The sequence below is a fragment of the Pseudomonas sp. TH43 genome (genome assembly GCF_016650635.1).
GTDB lineage: Bacteria > Pseudomonadota > Gammaproteobacteria > Pseudomonadales > Pseudomonadaceae > Aquipseudomonas.
Map to the genome: position 1 here is coordinate 412,020 of NZ_JAEKFI010000001.1, position 16,554 is coordinate 428,573.

At 61.2% G+C, this 16,554-nt stretch carries 14 protein-coding genes; all 14 read right to left on the minus strand.

Annotated elements, in window-relative coordinates:
• Positions 1-10: 10 nt before the first annotated feature.
• On the minus strand, positions 11-1,363 hold the full coding sequence (locus JFT81_RS01645; protein ID WP_201225838.1) for an LLM class flavin-dependent oxidoreductase: 1,353 nt from the start codon (positions 1,361-1,363) through the stop codon (positions 11-13).
• Entirely contained in the window at positions 1,356-2,783 is a 1,428-nt protein-coding gene (locus JFT81_RS01650) for an MFS transporter (RefSeq protein WP_201225839.1), read from the minus strand. Before JFT81_RS01650 ends, JFT81_RS01645 begins: the two co-directional genes overlap by 8 nt.
• Before the next feature lie 78 nt (positions 2,784-2,861).
• Positions 2,862-3,611 (minus strand): tRNA-dependent cyclodipeptide synthase, encoded by a 750-nt coding sequence (locus tag JFT81_RS01655; RefSeq protein WP_201225840.1) that lies wholly within the window; start codon positions 3,609-3,611, stop codon positions 2,862-2,864.
• Positions 3,612-3,614: 3 nt separating this feature from the next.
• The gene (locus JFT81_RS01660) at positions 3,615-4,391 is read right to left on the minus strand and encodes a 2OG-Fe(II) oxygenase (protein WP_201203648.1); all 777 of its coding nucleotides are present in this window, start codon (positions 4,389-4,391) and stop codon (positions 3,615-3,617) included.
• Positions 4,392-4,662: 271 nt separating this feature from the next.
• Positions 4,663-5,709 carry an aliphatic sulfonate ABC transporter substrate-binding protein gene (locus JFT81_RS01665; RefSeq protein ID WP_201225841.1) on the minus strand — a complete coding sequence of 349 codons (1,047 nt, stop codon included), beginning with the start codon at positions 5,707-5,709 and terminating at the stop codon, positions 4,663-4,665.
• Positions 5,710-5,712: 3 nt separating this feature from the next.
• A complete protein-coding gene (locus tag JFT81_RS01670) occupies positions 5,713-8,181 on the minus strand; it encodes a TonB-dependent receptor (RefSeq protein WP_201225842.1) in 2,469 nt (822 codons plus the stop codon).
• Between the two features lie 25 nt (positions 8,182-8,206).
• Positions 8,207-8,704: a RidA family protein gene (locus JFT81_RS01675; RefSeq protein WP_201225843.1), complete on the minus strand. Its 498-nt coding sequence runs from the start codon at positions 8,702-8,704 to the stop codon at positions 8,207-8,209.
• A gap of 91 nt (positions 8,705-8,795) precedes the next feature.
• Positions 8,796-10,373, minus strand: a complete 1,578-nt coding sequence (locus tag JFT81_RS01680) for an FAD-dependent oxidoreductase (RefSeq protein WP_201225844.1) — start codon at positions 10,371-10,373, stop codon at positions 8,796-8,798.
• A gap of 211 nt (positions 10,374-10,584) precedes the next feature.
• Complete coding sequence (locus JFT81_RS01685) at positions 10,585-11,784, minus strand: dipeptidase (protein ID WP_201225845.1); 1,200 nt, start codon at positions 11,782-11,784, stop codon at positions 10,585-10,587.
• Positions 11,785-11,825: 41 nt separating this feature from the next.
• The gene (locus JFT81_RS01690) at positions 11,826-12,794 is read right to left on the minus strand and encodes an ABC transporter substrate-binding protein (RefSeq protein WP_201203652.1); all 969 of its coding nucleotides are present in this window, start codon (positions 12,792-12,794) and stop codon (positions 11,826-11,828) included.
• 11 nt (positions 12,795-12,805) lie between these two features.
• On the minus strand, positions 12,806-13,624 hold the full coding sequence (locus JFT81_RS01695) for a class II aldolase/adducin family protein (RefSeq protein ID WP_201225846.1): 819 nt from the start codon (positions 13,622-13,624) through the stop codon (positions 12,806-12,808).
• 12 nt (positions 13,625-13,636) lie between these two features.
• Entirely contained in the window at positions 13,637-14,575 is a 939-nt protein-coding gene (locus JFT81_RS01700; protein WP_201225847.1) for a D-isomer specific 2-hydroxyacid dehydrogenase family protein, read from the minus strand.
• Positions 14,572-15,777 (minus strand): acyl-CoA dehydrogenase family protein, encoded by a 1,206-nt coding sequence (locus tag JFT81_RS01705; RefSeq protein ID WP_201225848.1) that lies wholly within the window; start codon positions 15,775-15,777, stop codon positions 14,572-14,574. Before JFT81_RS01705 ends, JFT81_RS01700 begins: the two co-directional genes overlap by 4 nt.
• The gene (locus tag JFT81_RS01710; protein ID WP_201225849.1) at positions 15,774-16,553 is read right to left on the minus strand and encodes an ABC transporter ATP-binding protein; all 780 of its coding nucleotides are present in this window, start codon (positions 16,551-16,553) and stop codon (positions 15,774-15,776) included. Before JFT81_RS01710 ends, JFT81_RS01705 begins: the two co-directional genes overlap by 4 nt.
• Between the last annotated feature and the right edge of the window lies 1 nt (position 16,554).

The following is a 16,554-nucleotide window of genomic DNA, read 5'->3' on the forward strand; positions in this document are numbered from 1 at the left end:
CATTACCGGTTTAGCCATTCTTCTTGCTCCCGAAGAAGCGATTTCCCACCCGTTGCAGCCCGAGATTTTCCCGCAGGCTGCGGCCTTCGTACTGCGTGCGAAATAGCCCGCGCCGTTGCAGTTCAGGCACCACCAGATCAACAAAATCATCGATGGCGCCCGGCAGATGAGTGAACAGCACATTGAAGCCATCCGCTGCATATTCTTCATACCAGGTGGCCAGTTCGTCGACGATCTGCGCCGGCGTGCCAACCTGAACCTTATGCCCACTGGCCGACAGGCTGCGCAGCATTTGCGCGACTGTCGGACGCTCGCGACGGATCAGTTCGACCACCAGTTGCTGCCGGCTCTGGTGCCGTTGCGTCGGTGCGAGATGTTCCGGCAACGGCACCACGGCGTGCAATGGCAAGGCCGACAGATCAATGCCAAGGTCTAGCAGCCAGGACAAGCCCTTGAGCATCACTTCGGGGTCGAGTAGTTCTTGCAACTGTTGGTACTTTTCTTCGGCCTCGTTGAGGGTTCGGCCGACGGTCGGCGCAATGCCCGGAAAGATCTTCAGTTGCTCGATGCCTCGCCCGTAGTGCGGCAAACGCTCCTTGAGGCCGGCGTAAAATGCTTTGCCCTCCTCCAGGGTTTGCTGGGCGGTGAACACCAGTTCAGCGCTGCGCGCCGCCAACTCTCGACCCGGGCCAGACGAGCCGGCCTGAGCGATCAGCGGCCAACCTTGCAGGGGGCGCGGCGCGTTCAACGGACCGCGAACCTGGAAGTGTTGGCCGTGATGTTCAAGCACGTGCATCTTCTCGGTATCGAGCCAGGTGCCTGTGACCTTGTCACGCACAAACGCATCATCGGCCCAGCTGTCCCAGAGCCCAGTTACCACGTCGAAAAACTCTTCGGCCCGGACGTAACGATCAGCATGCGCCAAGGGCTGGGCATGATTGAAATTTTCGCCGCCAATCAAACCGGTTACCAGGTTCCACCCGGCTCGACCACCGCTCAGGTGATCGAGTGAAGCGAACTTGCGCGCAACGTTGTAAGGCTCGTTGTACGACGTATTGACGGTGGCGATCAGGCCGATGTGTTCCGTCAACACCGCTAGTGCCGGCAGGAGCGTCAACGGGTCCCAGCGCAGGCTGTAAGACGTGCGGCTGAGCACCCGTGGATCGAGGTTGCCCACCGCAACATTGTCATTGAGAAACAATGCATCGAAGCAGCCTCGTTCCAGCGTTTGCGCGTAGTGCCGATAGCGCTGAAAATTCAGCGAAGCATCGGCATCCGCCTGTGGGTGACGCCAACTGCCACCGTGCGCGCCGGAGCCGGACAGAAAGGCCCCAAGGCGTATTTGCCCCGGACGTTCAGCCATGCCCCGACCCTTCTTCGGCGAGTGCCTGCGCCGTTTTTGCCCTGCGCAGCAACCACGCCACCGAGGCCCAGACACTGAGGCTGGCCACCGCTAGAAACACCATCACCGCACGATAGCCATTGAGGAATGCGCCCTGCACATCATCCAGCGGCAGTGCGGAAAAGTGATGATAGATCCCCACGCCGAGCGCCAACCCGAGACCGCCACCCACGTTGTGCAACGTCATCAGCGACCCCATGGCTACCGAACCGACCTGTTGCGGCACCGACGAAATCCCCAACACCGTCGATGGCCCGAGAATGCTCGCCCAGCCCAGGCCCATGACCACGAACGCGGCCAGGACATAGGCCAGGGACGTCTGGCGATCAAAGCCTGCCTGCAACAACGCCGACACCACAAACAGCAGTAACCCGGTCTTGATCAGCAACGCCGGCCCCTTGCGATCCACCAACCGCCCCACAAGCGGTGACAATACCGCGACCCCAAGTGTGGTCGGCAACAGCAACAGACCGCTGGCCTGAACGTTTTCCCCGCGAATCAACGCCAGGTAAAGCGGCATGACAAAAAACGCCACGCAGTAAAACAGCGCCAAACCGAAACTGGCGGTCACCGCGGCCACGAAGCGCCGGTTGGCGAATAACCGCAAGTCGATGATCGGCGCCGCGACACGTTTTTCCACCTCGATGAACGCCCAGAGCGCCAGCACCGCCAGACTGATCAAGCCCAGCGTAAACGGCGAACGCCAACCCCACGCTGCGCCTTGCACGATCACCAGCACCAGGCTTGGCAGCCCGACCAGCAGCAAAATCGCTCCCAGCCAATCAAGCCGGGCGCCTGTCTGCTCAGCCCGGGACTCATCGACGCTGACGCTGCAAATCGCCAGGCTGAGCAGCACCAACGGCACGTTGATCAGGAAGATCCATTGCCAGCCGAACACACTGGTAATCACTCCGCCCAACACCGGCCCGATGGCCAGCCCGACGCCATTGACGCCGAACAGCACACCAAATGCCTTGCCTTGCTCGGCGCTGTCGAACGTGCTGGACACAATGGCGCCGGACGCGGTGTAGAGCACCGCGCACGCCAGACCTTGCACGATGCGCGCGGCGATCAACTGGTCGATGTTGCCGACCAGGCCGGCCGCCAACGAAGCCAGGCCAAACACGCTCAGGCCGATGAACAGCACGCGTTTGCGCCCATGCACATCCGCCAGCCGCCCGACCAGCACCATAAAACTCGACAGCGCCAGAATGAAACCGTTGATGACCCACTGCAAACTGTCGACGTCCGCCCCCAGATCCTGCTGCAACGCCGGCAGTGCGGTGTTGACGATGGTGAAATCGACGCAGCCCAGAAAACTGGCAATGCTCACTCCGAGCAATGCCCACCATTTGCGTTGCTGTTGCGCAAAAACGCTCATGGAAACTCCTTGTTCAATTGAATAAAAACAGCGGTACGGTGATGCACTACGGCAGGAGCGCTCGCTCCGCCGTTGTCTTCAAATCGCGATCGCCCCACTCGACCAGTTCGGGTGAATTACCCCAGGCAGCGTGAAGGGAATCGGGATCCCGCGTTTCTTGAATTTCAACGGCAACCAGCGCACCCGGTCCGGGCTGTGAGGCTCGATCAGCAGATCGCGGCTGGTGGCCATCGCGGCGGTCATCTGCTGCGGATACAGCACGTAGTCGTAACCCTCGGCAGCCCATAGCGGCAAAATGATCGGGATTTCTTCGAGGATGTATTCGCGGCACTGGTTAGCGGCGCGCGTGATGTCGGCGTGTTCGTCACGCAATCGCAAACGGTCGGTAAACACCGCGATGGTGCTTTCGATCGCTTCGCGCAACTCATGACGCTCGTGGTAGATCACATTGAGTTGCTGGCGCAGTTCGGCGTATTGGTCGCTTGCCAGTTCCTGGTTCCAGCGGGTGATGTGATAGGGCACGCGCAAACCGTCGAGAATCTGCTGATTGCGTGCCAGCCAGGCGTCGCCGTCGCGGATGGATGCCGACAACGCTTCGCCGGGGGATTTGCCGTGCTTGTTATGGCGCTGCAAGGTGTCGGCGACCACGACTTTGACGTGGCTGAAGCCCGACTGATTGATCAGGTGGATGGTCGAGCGCAGCTTTTGGTCCTCGTGATACTCCTGGCCAACGCTGACCGCCAACACCACCCGCTTACCTTCAAATTCGTGCTCTTCGCCACCCTTGTTGAAATAGGCCTTGAGGTTGATTTCCTGTGCGTTGCTCATGAGTTAGCTCCAGTAGGCCAAAGGCTGGTGTTCGCCGTAAAAACCGATAAAGACGCCGAGTGTCACGCGAGTGCTGCTCGCTGAAGGGCGCACCGCATGGATCAGCCGCGGGTTGAGCAGGATCAGGTCGCCAGGCTCGGGCTTGATCACAAAGTCCGGTGGCGGTAGCAAATGCCGCTCGATGCCGTAGGCGCGGTCGCCACGCAGGCGCTGGTATTCCTCCTCGTCCGGCTCGATGCCCCAGATCTCGAGTTCGCCACCGTCCTCGGGGATTTCCAGATAGATGTTGGTCGACAACTGCGTGAGCAATTTCGGGTGGTGCCCTTGAGGGGCATTGCGTTCCAGATTGTCAGTGTGGGGCGTCAGGTCGACGCCGCTGCCCTGGAAGCGCGCGATGCCGACGAAGCATTTTTGCCCATCCACTTGCAGCAGGTGCGCTCCGTGGGGCCAGACTTCATCGAGCAGCAAACGCAGTTCGTCGATCGGTGATGCCAATGGCCGGAACAAGTTGCGAATCCGGCGGATATTGGCGTGGGCCTGAGCGTGATAGTCGGCACGGCTCTGCTCATCCTGGATTTCGATGTAGGCCTTGCCGATCCGGACAAATTCCTGCTGCTCGGTAAAAGCGCTGCGTAATTCGGGGCGGAATAAATGATCGCGTGCGACCTGCAAGGTGTCCGGTGGACAAAAGCCTTTTAGTTGCACGCCGTAAGAGCGTTTTTCCACGACATCAAGAATATGCCGTGCTTCAAGTTGGTCGGCAGTAATCACTGTAAACATTCAAGCTTCCTCATTCCCTGGAAGTAACGACGGGACAGACCGGGCAAATCTTTCAAATTGTTTCAAGGCAACCTTAGGTAATTGCCTGAGGCTTGTGAAATATCGTTTATCTCTAACTACCCAACTAAAAAATGTATCAAAAATCAGGCAAATAGAACCCTGCACAGACCATTGACGGATCGTGTCAAAGATTATTAAAAATACTGATAATTAAACTAAGTAACGCACATTATTCGAACTCTCTAATTGATCACCTTCCTTCAAACAGTCATCAATTTGGCACGTCGTTAAATTGCTCATCAAAGTAAGTCGGCGCATTAAATGAATTCTGGATAATGCCCTCCTCTCGATAAAGATCGGCGGTGTGTTGCACGTCTTCAACGACCGCTGGCGCAACCGGAATACGGTGCGGTACGGCGAAGCGATTGGAGCGTTCGTGGATTTCCACCGGCAAACCGCTGTAGCCCGCCTGGATTTTCGAGAACGCCTCCTGATGCTGGTTAGCCCAGGCATAGGCGCGATCAAGCCGTTTGAGCAGATCACGAATTTGCAGGGATTTGTCACGGATCGCGTTGTCATTGGCGACCAACAACATGTGCCCGGCAAACAGCCCTTCGCCACTGACCAGCACCCGCGTGCCGCCCTCCATTTGCACCATGCTGGTGTAAGGATCCCAGGTCGACCAGGCGTCTGCCTGACCGTTGGCCAGCAAGCTGCGGGACTCGCCGGGTTGCAAAAAAATGAACTGCGCATCACGGCCGTGCAGCCCCGCCGAACGTAGCGCCGCCAGTGCCATGAAATGCCCGATGGAGCCACGGGTGGTGGTAATGCGCTGGCCCTTCAGGCTCGCGGCGTCCGTCAGCGGCGAATTCTGATTGACCACAATCGCCACCGCGGTTTGCGTCACGTTGACCTTGATCACCCCGACCGTTTTGATCGGCGCTCCGGTCGCCGCCGCAAACACGAACGGCGCGTCCCCGAGGCTGCCGAGGTCCACCGCGCCGGCCGCCAAGGCTTCGGCGGTGGGCGCGGCGGCGGCGAACGAGGCGAACTCGATCGGGTAAGGCAGATTCTCCAGCTCACCGGCCGCTTGCAGCAAGATTTTCAGCGACTGCTTTTGGCTGGACACACGCAAGGTGTCGTCGGCCACGACCGGGGTGCTCAAGCCCGAAATAATGAGCAGCAGCGTCAACAGCCCGCCGAATTTTGCAACCGCGTTACGGGCCTTATCTCCTGCAAGCCGGCGCCCACGGATTGGGCTGGCGCCGCCAACATCGTCGGTGAAACGTTCGTTGCCAGCAGATGTGCGTTGGCTCATCGGTCAGAACGCCAGGCTGACGCGGCTGTAGTAATACCCGCCGCCCAGACCGTACGGCGAGAACATCCCGTATTCGTAGGTGCCGGCCCAGGCCTTGAGGCCGATCTTGTCCGGGTATTCATCGAACAGGTTGTTGGCGCCCAACGCCACGGTGAGGTTCTTCGTGACGTCGTAGGCCACGTCGATATCGGTGATCCACTTGGCGCTGTAAGTGCGATCGTTGGCCGGGATGTTCGAGCCTTCGGTGTACTCGCCGAACCGCGTCAGTTGCAGGTTGGTGGTCCAGTCGCCAACCTTGTAGTTGGTCGACAGAATCCACTTGTCTTTGGGCGTCGACTTGGTCAGGTCGATCTGTTGCTGGCGGTCGAACAACAGGTAGCTGGAACCCAGCCGCGACAGGGCTGCCGGGGTGTCGGCCAGGTCACGGATCGTGGTTTTGTTGTGGTTGTAGGCGATGCTCCATTTCGCCGTGCCGTACTCACCAAACGACTGGCTGTAATCGGCCACCAGGTCCACGCCTTTGGTGCGGGTGTCGGCGGCGTTGGTGTAATACTGCCCGGCGAGGTTCGGTGCCAGTCCGTTTTCGACGAGGATCTGCGAGACGGCGGTTCCTTGCAGCAAACCGGTCTGCAGAATGCGTTTGTCGATATCGATCAGGTAAAAGTCAGCGGTAAAACGCAGGCGTTCGGCAGGCTCCGCCGTAAAGCCCAGGCTGTAGTTACGCGAGGTTTCCGGTTCCAGGTCTTTGGCGCCCAGGGCAATCGCTTCGGCCGAATCCGGACGCATTTGCTTGGTGCGCACTGAACTGGTGGTGCCGTTGGCGCCGAACTGGGTCACGGTGCTGGTGGTGGAGAACACACTTTGCGCCAGCGACGGTGCGCGGAAGCCATTGCTGACCGCGGCCCGCACTGCGTAACCCGGCAGGAACTCGTAACGCGTGGTCAGCTTGCCGCTGGTGGTGTCGCCCACGCCCAAGTTGTACTTTTCATAGCGCCCGGCCGCACCCACGTACCAGTTGGGCGTGATGTTCAGACCGAAGTCCAGATAGGCCGCTTCGCTGTGACGCTGCAAGTCATAGGCGTCATCCGGTGTTGTGCCGTTTACCGAAAACAGGCCCGGGTCCGGACGCACGCCGGCGAATCGCCCGACTGCCGGCACATAACTGCCGTAGTTGTAGGAGTTCGGTTCGCCCTCCTCCAGCGCATACTTCTCCCATCGATATTCGACGCCGAACGAGGTCTCCAGCGGGCTGCTCCAGCCGATATCCAGCGCTTGGGTGAAGTCGAGGTTGTTGGTCCACTGATCGAAAATCAGATTGCCCAGGTGAAAGTCGTGCTGGCCGTAAGGGCCGTTGGAAATGTTCAGGTTGTTGTCGGTGTCGAGCACCGCGCGATCCTTGCCGTAGGTACTCGACAGATCCCAATCCCAGTTACCGAGCGCGCCCTTGGCGCCACCGGCCACCTGAAAGTCCACCTCGTGGATCTCCCGTCGCGCCTGCCCGCCATTGGGGTACGGCGCATCCGGCACACCGTTGAGGCTGGTGATGTCGGTGGGTTTGCGGTGCCCCAGGTCCTTGTTGCTGTTGCGGTAGCTCAGGGTCGAAAACGAATACAGCTTCAGATCGTCCTGCAACGGCAACTCGGCGTTATAGGCGACGCTGGTGGTGCGATCGCGGCCAAGCCCGTACTCGGTGCCCCAGCCTTGGCGATTGCTTTCACGTGGGTCGGGTGTGCCGTTCGGCTGATTGAAATACAACTGGCCGGTGGCAGCACTGGAGCGCTCGTAAGGCTCTTGCAGTTTGCCGTCCCACGACAGGTTGAAAAAGCCGCCGTTGTCGCCCAGCGCCGAGCCCCAGTTGAACGCTTCATGTCCGGTGGTGCCATCGCCGTCGTAGTACTGGCCGACACTGGTGTCGGACGTCAGGCCTTCGGCATTGCGCTTGAGGATGATGTTGATCACCCCGGCAATGGCATCGGAGCCGTACTGCGCCGCTGCGCCGTCACGCAGCACTTCAATGCGCTCGATGGACGCCGTCGGAATCAGGTCCAAATCAACTGGCACCGAGGCGTTGCCGACGCGGGCGCCGTTGTTGATCAGCGCCGAGTTGTGGCGACGCTTGCCGTTGATCAGCACCAGCACCTGATCACCGCTGAGGCCACGCATGCTCACCCCGCGCACCAGGAACGCAGTACCGCCGCCGTTGATGGTCGGGACGTTGAACGAGGGCAGCAGGCGCCCGAGCATTTCTTTCAGGCCATTCTGGCCGATAGTGCGCAGTTGCTCGCTGTCGATCACATCGATCGGCGCCGGGCTGTTGGTGACAGTGCGCTGCTGACTGCCGCGGACCCCGGTGACCACCACGGTGCCCAGGGTTTCATCGGCGGCGAACAGTTCGGGGGGCACCACCATGCCGAACAGGCCGAAGCTCAAAGGCGCCGCACCGAACAGGGTTTTATGCAAAATTGAACGCATGACAAAGATCCTTTTCTGACGGCGCTCAGTGCGACCTGGCGGCAACGGTTTCGACTTCGATCAGGGCACCGGGCAACACCAGCCCGGCCACTTGCACGGTGGTTCGCGCGGGTTTCAACGGTTGTTGTTCGGTACCGAAAAACTCGCGGAAGGCCACTTGCAACCCGTCGAAATCCAGCTTGCCGCCCAACGCCGGGTCGCCCACCAGATAGATCCGCAGTTGCACCACGTCGGCCAGTTTCAAACCCTGGCTCGCCAGAATGCTCTCGACCTTGCGCAGTACCACGCGGGTCTGCGCTTCGGTATTGCCGACGGCACGCACCTGATCTTTCGGGGCTTTGGGATCGACCGGATCGGGCAGCAGGCCCGAGAGATACGTGACCTCGGTATTCGCGGCGAGGGTTACCGATTGCAGAATCGGCGAATTGGGGTACGTCGACGGCACCCGCGAAATCGAAGCGGCCTGGGTGTTGCTGGCCGCAAAGAGGATCCCCATCCCCAACAAGGTTTTTTTCAAAGACATGCAAAGACACTCCAAGGTTATTTAATGCCAGCCTCGGAGGTCCGCTACCTGGCAAATCGTGTGTGGCTGTTTGAATGAAAGCGCGGCTTTTTCAGGCCGTTTGCTTGATAGGCGAGCTTTGCGCCCGCTCGAAAAGATTGCGCACTACACGCCGCGCCGCGCCGGCCGCCGCTTCCTGCCAGATCCCCACGCCGCTGTGCGCCAGGCCGTCACTGGTCAGGTACACCCGACCCTGCGGCTGGTTGAGCAAGCTGTAATCGGGTTCGGCCACTTCGTGATTGATCCACGGACCGAGGTTGTACGGAATTTTCGCCCAGGCAATAGCCAGGGGTTTGCGCAGTTCATGGCCGTGGCCGGGGTGCAGCAATTCAACGGCCTGACGGGAAATCGCTATTTGCTGATCAAGGCTTTTCTCGCCGAACTTGCGCGCCGTTTCGCCATTGTTATAAGCCGCCACCAACACCCCTTGCGTTTGGTTGAAACCCCCGCTGGGATACCACAGGCCCGAGGCTTCCTGATTGATAAACGATAGACCGCCGTAAATCTGATAGTCGCTTTCCCAGAAGCGCCGCGACTGCCAGGCGACTTTGTTGGCGTAGCCGAATTGCACGGTGGCGATGGCTTGGCGGACCGGTGCTGCGAGGTTGCTGTCGATCTTCGCCAGCAGTGGCAACGGCAACGCGCTGATCAGGTAATCAGCGCGAATTTTTTGTTCGTGGCCACTGCGTCGGTCCAGATAAGCGACCTCGACGAAATCCGCGTGATTAGTGATCGAGCGCACTTCGGCGTTCAGGCGCAGCGCTGCTTTCAGGTGCCGCGCGAATGCCTTGGGAATGCGGTCCATACCACCCACCGGCTGAAACATGGTCGGCGAAAATTCCGGGTACTCATCAATCATCAACGCGGTGGTCAACGCCGGGTTGAGCAACGTCTGCAGCGGCAGCGGGTCTTTTTTCTGTGCGAGTTGATCACCGGCACCCGGCCATACCTTGTACCCGGAGCGAGCAGAACCGACGTACTCGAGTTTGTCCGAGAGATCGCCCCAGGTCTTGAGGAAACTCAGCAGGTTGCTGCGGTCTTCGAGGCTGAGTTCCTGATCCAGCGCGTGGCGATTGACCGCTTTTGCCAGCAGCTCGGAGAAGTGCCCACGGCTGTCGTTCACGGCCTGGCGAATCTGGATCGCCGGTTGATTCAGGTCGGGCCGCACCAGTGCGTTGCGGCTGGTGTTGACCAACACTTCCAGTTCCACCCCGAGCTCGCGGCAATAGCCGAGCATCAACTGATGATGGCTAGGCAGACGGCCGGGGCCGGCGTTGAGGTAGAAGCCGTTGTCGAAGTCCGCGACCTGCACGCTGCCGTCGGTGTACTCGACACGATCACCCCCACGAACCGTCCAGTTGCGCCCGCCGACCCGATCACGGGCCTCCAGCAGCGTGACGTTGAAACCGGCCTTTCGCAGTTCATAGGCGCTGACCAGACCACCGATGCCGGCACCGATCACCACCACGCTGGCACCTTGCCCCACACGGGCGGTGGGCAACGCGGCATAGTTCTCCGCAGCGGCCTGCGCCGTGTCGGTCACACCGAGCATGCCCATCACCGCGGAGGCCGCTTGAAGACCGCCGACGGCGGCCACGCGGGCGATCAATTGTCTTCTGGTCAACGGCATTCAAGCGCTCCCTGCCTGGCGGATAGATAGTGCATTCGGTTATAGCCCAGCGACTTGTTCAGTCACTTGGGTCTATGCGAAGCCATCCTAGGGGGCGCTCTTTAATAAGAGAAATACATTTTAAGCATATGCAAATATTAATTTGTATCATATTCGCCAGAGGTGATTCTGCGGCGATTGCATAGTCACATCGTCAGTCGATCCAAGCCGATCAATGTGCGCGCTGCGCCTCGCTCAGCACCCGCAGCAAATTTCCGCCCCAGATCTTCGCCACATCACTTTCGGTGTAACCCGCCGCCAGCAAACGCTCGGTAATCCGCGGCAACTGCGACACATCACTCAAGCCTTGCACCCCGCCGCCACCGTCCCAGTCAGCACCGATCCCGACGTGATCCGCGCCGACGACTTGCAGGATGTGCAGCAGATGCCTGATGAAATCATCCAGGTTCGCTTGCGGCTGCGGATAGCGATTTTCCACCTCGCGGATACGCGCTGCCAGGTCCGCCACCTCGGCCGTGCTGAGACTCGCCGCCAGGCGAAACTCGCGGTACAGCGGGCCCAGCGCCTTGTCGCGCTCGGGGTTGGGCTCGCGGTTGATCAAATCACTGGGAAAGCTGTTGACCTGCACCACGCCGCCCTTCGCCGCCAACCGGCGCAAGCGCTGGTCGTCGAGGTTGCGCGGGTGCGCCGTGATCGCCCGACTGCTGCTGTGCGAAGCAATGATCGGGGCACTGGACAGCTCCAGCACTTGATCGAACACCTGATCCGAGGCGTGCGACACGTCGAGCAAAATCCCCCGCCGGTTGGCCTCCGCCACCAGCGCTCGACCGGCCGGGCTCAAGCCGTGCCATTGCGGCAACGCGGTGGCTGAATCGGCGAAATCGTTGTTGGCCGCATGAACCAGCCCGAGCATGCGCAACCCCAGTCGGTAATAGGTCTGTAATCGTTGCGGATCAGCCGCCAGCGGCTCGGCATTTTCCATGCTGATAAACACCACCCGCTGCTGGCGCGCGACGATGGCCGGTACGTCTTCGGCGCGCAACGCCAAGGCAAAATCCTTGGGGTGCGCCGCAACCATGTCGCGAATGCGCGTGATCACCGCCAGGCCATGTTCGCTGGCCAGTGTCCGGCCTTCCGCGGTAAGCGGGCCCTGCGGGGTGAATATCGCCCAGAAGCCACCGTCCAGCCCGCCCTCCTTCATGCGCGGCAAGTCCACTTGGGACAGGTCGGTGTCGAAGCTGTGCCGCTGGGTGATGTCCCAATCCGGACGCGCCAGTTGCATCGGAGTGTCGAGGTGGCCGTCGAGGACGGTGAGGCGCTGGTGAAGTTGCGTGACGGTTTCCCCGGCGTCGGTGAAAGCGCTGATCAGGCACAACAGCACTGCACAGCAGCGCGCAAAAGAAGTGAGCATGCATGCCCTCCCTGGCAAGTGTCGGATGTGGAAATGCGGGTTCAGCTCCAGTGAAAACTGCGGTCCCACAAACCGGACACGTCGAGCTGCTGCGGCAACACCCCAGCCTCGAAAAACAGATCGGCGACATCCTGCTGGGATTTCACCGCGGCATCGTCCACCGGTTGCAGCAAGCGCGGGCCACTCTGGGCACGATACTGGGCCAGGAACACTTCCCGTGGCATGCCAAGGATCTTCGCACTCTTGGTTGCCCACTCTTCGGGATGCGCCGCAATCCATTGCCAGGCACGGTACTCGCGCAGGATGTAATCGGTAATCGCCTGATGTTTGAGCGGGTCGGCAATGCTGTTCTGATTGGCGGCGATCACGTAATTGCCGGACAGATAGCCCTGACCGGTTTTCAAGACACGGGCCCCGGTGCGTTGCTCGGCGAGCTGGATGAAGTAGCCAAAACTGACCCAGGCATCCAGCGCGCCGTTCTGAAACGCGGCAAAACCGTCCTGCGGCGTCAGCGCCATGGGCACGATGTCATTGAACGTCAGGCCCTGCTCCTTCAGCGCTTTAAGCAAAAAATAGTGTGAACTGGTCGAGCGGATGTAGCCGATTCGCTTGCCCTTGAGTTGCGCGATCGACTGCACGTCAGAGCCTTTGGGCACGATAAACGCCTGGTTGTTGACGTCACCGGTCAACACCGCAATGAGCTTCACTGGCGCGTGATTCTTGATCCCGAATATCGGCGGTATCTCACTCATTGGCGAGATGTCCAGGGTGCCGCTGACCAAGGCCTCAAAACTCAGGTTGCCGCCCGTGAACTCGGCGTATTTGACGGTGTAAGGCGCAGGCTCGATTCCTGCTTCGGCGAAGAATGTCGGAGCCGCGCCTTTGTAGGTCGCCACGTTCAGCGTGACCCCACGCAAGTCGTTGGCGGCCAGGCCGAAGCGTGGCAGGCCGACGCTGAATGCGCCGAGGCCGGCCAGCGCCGAAAGTTCGAGAAAACGTCGACGGTGCATGGTGCAACTCCTTAAGTCAGAACATCCGGTTCTGCGCGCAAAATCCGTTCGCGAAACGGCTGGAAGCTGAACCAACCGCCAAATTCAGTACCGACCTGTCTGGCCGTGTGTCGCGCAACGTCATGCGGGATAAGCCGTGGTGAACCCGCCGCTTCGGCGAGCAGTTGCGTGCGTGCCGCGTTGTCCATCGCGATAAAACGCCAGACGGCCGCTTCGACGGTTTGGCCAACGGTTAGCAGGCCATGATTTTGCAGGATCAACGCGTTGTGTTCGCCAAGGGTCTGGGCAATGCGCGCGCCCTCTCTGGTGTCCAGCACCACCCCGGAAAAATTGTCGAACAGTGCGTGCTTTTCATAAAAGGCACAGGCGTCCTGGGTCAGCGGGTCCAGCAAACGTCCCAGACTCGACCAGGCCTTGCCGTACAGCGAATGTGCATGCGCCGCGGCGATCACCTGCGGGCGGGCTTCATGCAGCGCGGCATGGATAGCGAACGCGGCCAGGTTCAACGCGCCCTCGCCTTCGAGGATTTCGCCGTCAGGATTGACCAGCAACAGATCCGACACCCGCAAATGACCGAAATACACGCCCACCGGGTTGACCCAAAAGTGATCCGGCCGTCCTGGGTCGCGCACCGTGATGTGCCCGGCGCCGCCCATATCGAACCCTTGCAGGGCAAACACCCGGAACGCGATTGCGAGGCTCTGTTTGCGCTGCAAGCGTTCCTGCGCAACGCTCTCGTGCTGCGGCGGATGCTCCCAGCGAAACACGGTGTGGCCGTCGCGCGGCAAGTCGTACACCCCCGGCCGGTGAATTGCGTTGGCTGTGCTCATGGCTGACTCCTTTCAATATCCACGGCTGATCTCCACCGGGTTTTCCAATGGCAGCCCTTTGCGCTGGCGTTCAATGTTGCGCGCCAGCAAACGGGCAATGTTGAGGTACACCTGCGGCGAATTGGCCGAGGTGTGCGGTGATAAATGAATGCGTCGATGACGGTAAAACGGGTGCCCCGCCGGCAGCGGCTCCGGGTCGCTGACATCCAGACTCGCCAAGCCGACTTGCCCGGCATCGAGGGCGCGCAACAACGCGTGCTGATCGATCAGCGCCCCGCGTGCTAGGTTGATCAGATGCAGCCCCGGCCGGGCTGACGCCAGCACCGCTTCGCTGACGATGTGCTGTGTCGCGGGCGTGACCGGTGCCGCCAGCAGCACATGATCGGCACGGCCAAACAACTCATGAATGTCCGCCACTGCGCGCACGCCGGGCACTTCAAAGGGCTGCTCGGAGTGACGCAGCGCGAGGACGTGCATCCCCAATGCCTGCGCTTTCGGCGCCAGGGCCTGGGCAATACTGCCGAAACCGAACAGCCCCAGGGTGCTGCCGGACACCGAAGCCAGCGGCCGCTGCTGCCAGTGCGCCGCGTCGTTGATCCAGACGTCCGGCAGTTGCTTGGCGGCCGTGAAAATCGCGGCCAGGGCAAACTCGGCCATCGTCTCTGCGGTAGTGCCTCGCGCACTCGCCACCGGCAAACTGTCGAACAGCCAGCGAGGGAAATAATCGAGACCGCTGGTCACCAGTTGAACCAGCCGCAAACCAAACGGCCAACCGGGCGGCGGCGCCGACGCATCCCGAAAGTCGGCATGTGGGGCGGCGAGCAACACCTGAACATCCGCCGGCAGATTCGCTGGCAAACCCCGCGATAACTCAAGCACTTCAACATCAGGCAATTGCGCTCGCAGGTGTTGATTGAACGCCGCGTCCAACTGACTGGCGATGCGCGTCATGCCTGGGCGCCCCGGCTCGGCAAAGCGAATGCGGCGCGGCCGACGGCACCGAGGATCGCGTCGTTCTGCGGGGTGTGAATCCGGCTGCACAACACGTCGCGGTAATGCCGCTCGATCGGATTTCCACGGGCCAGGCCCGGGTTGCCGATGGCTTCGATCCCCAATTCGACGGCGCTGATGGCGTTGCTGGTGACCAGGTATTTGACCTGTGTGGCTTCGCTCGGATCGACCCGTCCTTGTGCCGCAGCATCCAGCAGCACGCGGTTGGCAAACAGCAGCGCGTCGATGCGCCCGATCAGTTCATGAAACCGCGGCAGGCTCGACAGCGGCGCCCCCAGATTGGCCGGCGTGCGCTCGGCAAGCCAGCCCACTAACCAGTCGCGGGCGGCGCGGGCTACGCCGTCGTAGATCGACGAAAGCAGCACTGCCAGCCACAACACGCCGGTACTGTCCAGTTCAGAGGGACGCGGGACGCTGGCCGGCAGAATGTCCACGGCGTATTCGCTGGCGACGAACACGTCTTCGAAAATCACATCGTGGCTGCCGGTAGCGCGCATGCCCAAGTGATCCCAGGTTTCCTCGATGCGAATCCCCGGCGTATCCCGATGCACCAGCCAAGTGCCCACGTGCGGCTCGCTGTCGTCACTGCGCGCCCAGACTGCCAGCCAGGTCAGGCCGGGAATGCCGGTGGAGTAAATCTTCCGGCCGCTAAGCAACCAGCCACCGTCCACGCGTCGCGCAATGGTGTTGGGCAAGCCGCCACGGGCCGGTGTGCCGAGATCCGGCTCGACCCGCAACGCGTTGATCAATGCGCCCTCTTCCACTGCTTCGCGTGCCAGCCGTTCGCGCAAGTGCAGCGGCCAGGCCTGATTGCCTTGCAGGCGCGTGTGCTGCAGGTATTGCATCACCAGCACCAACGCGGTGGACGGTTCGCCGCGAGCCACTGCGCTGACGACCCGGCGCGCCTGGGCCAGTGTCGCCTCGCTGCCACCCAGACGGCGCGGCACCGTCAACGCCAGCAAACCGTGCTCATGCAATCGCCGCAGATTGGCGTGGGGGAACTCGCTGTGTTTGTCGTAATAAGCCGCCGTCGCGGCGAATTCGTCGCTGAGCGCTTCCAGCCGTTCGGCGAATGCCGGAGCGTCGAGATCGGGTTGCCGAGCCTGATGCTCGGCGCGGGGTTGCGCGGTGGATAAGCTCATCGGTTGCCGGTCCTGCTCAAGGGTTGGGAATCGTCAGCGGCACTGGCAACGTCGGGATCGCTGTCGATCCCGAGCAATTCCAGCAGGCGCGCACGCAAATCATGGAACGCCGGCGTCGCGATCTGACGCGGGCGCGGCAAGCGAATCTGGATCTGTTCGGCGATGCGCCCGTGGGCCAACACCACCACCCGATCTGCCAGCAGGACTGCTTCGTCAACGTCGTGCGTGACCAGCAACACCGCCGGGGTGTGCACTCGCCACAACGCAATAATCAGTTGATGCATGCGGATGCGCGTCAAGGCATCGAGGGCGGCGAACGGTTCGTCCAGCAGCAACAGTTTCGGCTCACGGACCAGTGCCCTCGCCAGCGCGACGCGCTGCGCTTCGCCTCCGGACAAAGTGCCTGGCCAGGCATTGAGCCGATGCTCCAGGCCGACCTCAGTCATCGCCGCCAATGCGCGCTCTTTCGCCCCTTCGCCACGCACCCCGAGGGAGACGTTGCGCCAGGCGCGTTTCCACGGCATCAAGCGCGGCTCCTGAAACACCGCCGCCAGCGCTTCGGGTACCTTCAACCGGCCTTCGTCGATCCGGTCGAGCCCGGCCAGCGCTCGCAACAAAGTGGTTTTACCCGAACCGCTACTGCCCAGCAGGGCAACAAATTCGCCAGGCGCAATCTCCAGGTCCAAGTGATCGAGCACCGCCTGGCCGGCAAACCGGCGCGTGACCTGTCGGCACTCGACGGCTGGCAGTGGGGGTTTGGCAAACAGCACAGTCATG

Excerpts from the sequence above, each read along its gene's own strand:
- JFT81_RS01645 (WP_201225838.1), bottom strand. The coding sequence starts at position 1,363 with ATGGCTGAACGTCCGGGGCAAATACGCCTTGGGGCCTTTCTGTCCGGC.
- JFT81_RS01650 (WP_201225839.1), bottom strand. The coding sequence starts at position 2,783 with ATGAGCGTTTTTGCGCAACAGCAACGCAAATGGTGGGCATTGCTCGGA.
- JFT81_RS01655 (WP_201225840.1), bottom strand. The coding sequence starts at position 3,611 with ATGAGCAACGCACAGGAAATCAACCTCAAGGCCTATTTCAACAAGGGT.
- JFT81_RS01660 (WP_201203648.1), bottom strand. The coding sequence starts at position 4,391 with ATGTTTACAGTGATTACTGCCGACCAACTTGAAGCACGGCATATTCTT.
- JFT81_RS01665 (WP_201225841.1), bottom strand. The coding sequence starts at position 5,709 with ATGAGCCAACGCACATCTGCTGGCAACGAACGTTTCACCGACGATGTT.
- JFT81_RS01670 (WP_201225842.1), bottom strand. The coding sequence starts at position 8,181 with ATGCGTTCAATTTTGCATAAAACCCTGTTCGGTGCGGCGCCTTTGAGC.
- JFT81_RS01675 (WP_201225843.1), bottom strand. The coding sequence starts at position 8,704 with ATGTCTTTGAAAAAAACCTTGTTGGGGATGGGGATCCTCTTTGCGGCC.
- JFT81_RS01680 (WP_201225844.1), bottom strand. The coding sequence starts at position 10,373 with ATGCCGTTGACCAGAAGACAATTGATCGCCCGCGTGGCCGCCGTCGGC.
- JFT81_RS01685 (WP_201225845.1), bottom strand. The coding sequence starts at position 11,784 with ATGCTCACTTCTTTTGCGCGCTGCTGTGCAGTGCTGTTGTGCCTGATC.
- JFT81_RS01690 (WP_201203652.1), bottom strand. The coding sequence starts at position 12,794 with ATGCACCGTCGACGTTTTCTCGAACTTTCGGCGCTGGCCGGCCTCGGC.
- JFT81_RS01695 (WP_201225846.1), bottom strand. The coding sequence starts at position 13,624 with ATGAGCACAGCCAACGCAATTCACCGGCCGGGGGTGTACGACTTGCCG.
- JFT81_RS01700 (WP_201225847.1), bottom strand. The coding sequence starts at position 14,575 with ATGACGCGCATCGCCAGTCAGTTGGACGCGGCGTTCAATCAACACCTG.
- JFT81_RS01705 (WP_201225848.1), bottom strand. The coding sequence starts at position 15,777 with ATGAGCTTATCCACCGCGCAACCCCGCGCCGAGCATCAGGCTCGGCAA.
- JFT81_RS01710 (WP_201225849.1), bottom strand. The coding sequence starts at position 16,553 with ATGACTGTGCTGTTTGCCAAACCCCCACTGCCAGCCGTCGAGTGCCGA.